This is a genomic window from Vermiculatibacterium agrestimuris (genome assembly GCF_943193085.1).
Lineage (GTDB): Bacteria > Bacillota > Clostridia > Oscillospirales > Oscillospiraceae > Vermiculatibacterium > Vermiculatibacterium agrestimuris.
Window position 1 is genome coordinate 1 of the sequence record NZ_CALPCU010000057.1, and the last position, 1342, is coordinate 1342.

The following is a 1342-nucleotide window of genomic DNA, read 5'->3' on the forward strand; positions in this document are numbered from 1 at the left end:
GCCGCCGGACGGACCGCTCCCTTGGGAGCGCCCCTTCTTTATTTTCCTCTTGCATTTATGGAACAAATATTCTATAGTAGAGGAAAGGAGGTGGCGGCCATGACGGAACGGGTCATTCTGCACTGCGATCTGAACAGCTTCTATGCTTCGGTGGAGCTGCTTGACCACCCGGAGCTGGTGGGAAAACCGGCGGCAGTCTGCGGTGACCCGGGCAGCCGCCACGGCATCATCCTGGCCAAGAACGAGCTGGCCAAGGCCGCCGGAGTCCAGACCGCCGAGACCGTTTGGCAGGCCCGGAAGAAGTGTCCGGAGCTGGTACTTCTGAAGGCCCATCACGACAAATACCACGAATATTCCAAAAAGGTCAACGCCATCTATGACCGCTGCACCGACCTGGTAGAGCCCTTCTCCATCGACGAGAGCTGGCTGGACGTCACCGGCTCGCTGGCCCTGTTCCATACCGACGGCAAGGGCCTGGCGGACATGCTCCGGCGGCAGGTGCGAGAGGAGCTGGGCCTCACCATCTCCGTGGGGGTCTCCTTCAACAAGATCTTCGCCAAGATGGGCAGCGACTACAAAAAGCCCAACGCCACCACCGTCATCACCCGCGAAAACTACCGCGCGCTCCTCTGGCCCCTGCCGGTGCGCGACCTGATCTTTGTAGGCCGGGCGGCGGCCAAGACCCTGGGCGACTATGGCATCCGCACCATCGGCGACCTGGCCGGCACCGACCGAGAGGCCCTGTCCTCCCTCCTGGGCAAGCAGGGCCTCACCCTTCACGACTACGCCACCGGCGCCGAGCACGCCCCCGTCATCCCCGCCGGAGAGCTGCCGCCGCCAAAGTCGGTGGGCAACGGCCTCACTTTCCCCCGGAATCTGGTGGGTTGGGAGGAGCTGGGGGCCGGGGCCGCCCTCCTCTCCGACGAGGTGGCCGCCCGGCTGCGGCAGCTGGACATGAAATGCTCCACGGTGAGCATCGCCGTACGGGATCCCAACTTCAAAGACATCTCCCGGCAGAAGGGGCTCTCCGCCCCCTCCTGGCTGGCCCGGGAGATCACCCAGGCGGCCATGGAGCTGCTCCGGCAATCCTGGAACCCCAAGGCTCCAGTGCGGGCCCTCACTGTCACCGCGCAAAGCCTTCTGCCCGCCCATATGGCCGCCGAGCAGCTGGATCTGCTGACCCCTGACGCCGCGCCCCGGCGGGACAAGGTGGAAAAGCTGGAGCGGGCCATGGACGGCATCCGGGACAAGTACGGCAAGGGGGCCATCTCCACCGCCCGGCTCAAGGATGGGCCGGGAAAGTGAATCAGAAACGACGGAACGGGCGGGGCCAAATGGCCCC

General features: G+C 65.2%; 1 protein-coding gene. It reads left to right on the forward strand.

Annotation, left to right across the window (positions count from 1 at the left end; translation table 11 throughout):
- The first annotated feature begins 99 nt into the window (after positions 1 to 99).
- Entirely contained in the window at positions 100 to 1305 is a 1206-nt protein-coding gene (locus tag NFR87_RS10410) for a DNA polymerase Y family protein (RefSeq protein ID WP_251449429.1), read from the forward strand.
- The last annotated feature ends 37 nt before the right edge of the window (positions 1306 to 1342 follow it).